Raw genomic sequence first — 778 nt, 5'->3', positions numbered from 1 at the left:
GATCAGCGACGGCGACCTCACTGTCGCCGGCAGCGCCAGCCTGGATATCACCCCGGTCAACGATGCGCCGACGACCAGCGCAGTGACGCTGGACGCCATCGCCGAAGACAGCGGCGTCCGCGTGATCACCCAAGCCGAGTTGCTGGCCAATGCCGATGACATCGAGGGCGACGACCTCACCGCGGTGGACCTGGCTATTACGTCGGGCAACGGCAGCCTGGTCGACAACCTCGACGGTACCTGGACCTATACCCCAGCACTGAACGACGACACCGCCGTTTCCTTCACCTACACCGTCAGTGACGGCGACCTCACTGCCGTTGGCGAGGCGAGCCTCGACATCACTTCGGTCAATGACGCCCCCACCACCACTCCGGTAACCCTGACTGCGATTGCCGAAGACAGCGGTGCCCGCCTGATTACCCAGGCCCAACTGCTGGGTAATGCGTTGGATGTCGACGGCCCTGCGCTGACCGCTACCAATCTGCAGATAAGCTCCGGCAGCGGCAGCCTGCTCGATAACGGCAATGGCACCTGGACTTACACTCCAGCGCTGAACGACGACAGCTCCGTCAGCTTCAGCTACTCCGTAACCGACGGTTCGCTCAGTGCCACCGGCAGCGCCAGCCTGGAGATCACCGCGGTCAACGATGCTCCAACCACCACCCCGGTAACCCTGGCCACCATCGCCGAGGACAGCGGTGTCCGCCTGATCACCCAGGCCCAGTTGCTGGGCAATGCGTCGGATGTCGACGGCCCGGCACTGACGGCTACCAAT

The 778-nt window shown here is 64.0% G+C and carries 1 protein-coding gene; it reads left to right on the top strand.

Translation table 11 applies throughout. The features are described from left to right. A partial coding sequence (locus E8F06_RS00005) for a cadherin-like domain-containing protein (protein WP_280362955.1) occupies window positions 1–778 on the top strand: 778 nt, incomplete at both ends.

Source organism: Pseudomonas sp. BN411, assembly GCF_029871235.1.
Classification (GTDB): domain Bacteria; phylum Pseudomonadota; class Gammaproteobacteria; order Pseudomonadales; family Pseudomonadaceae; genus Metapseudomonas.
The sequence above is the reverse complement of the archived record's forward strand: the minus strand, read 5'-3'. Positions and strand labels throughout refer to the sequence as shown.